This window comes from Pseudomonas sp. BJa3 (assembly GCF_026343815.1).
Classification (GTDB): Bacteria; Pseudomonadota; Gammaproteobacteria; order Pseudomonadales; family Pseudomonadaceae; genus Aquipseudomonas; species Aquipseudomonas soli.
In genome coordinates, this window is record NZ_JAOXMC010000176.1 from 1 (window position 1) to 274 (window position 274).

Sequence of the window (274 nt, forward strand, 5' to 3'; positions counted from 1 at the left end):
CGCGAGAGGTTACTCCAGCGATACCGGTACGTCCTCGACGGAATGCTGGAGGCCGGCAATATCACCCAGGCTCAGCACGACGAGGCTTATCGGCAGCTGCCGAAATTCCCGAAGGTCCCCGACTACAACCGATGGGCGGGAACCGACGGCTACCTCATGAAGTTGGTTTACGACGAGCTCATCGCCAGAGGGTTCTCCGATCAACAACTTAAGGGCGGTGGCCTCAAGGTGACGACCACCCTGGATCGTAAGGACCAGCAGGCTGCCGTGGCTG

1 protein-coding gene is annotated in these 274 nt (G+C 60.2%); it reads left to right on the forward strand.

Annotation, left to right across the window (positions count from 1 at the left end; all coding sequences use genetic code 11):
- Positions 1 to 42: 42 nt before the first annotated feature.
- The coding region (locus tag OH705_RS27320) for a hypothetical protein (RefSeq protein WP_267303454.1) at positions 43 to 274 on the forward strand (232 nt) is incomplete at its 3' end.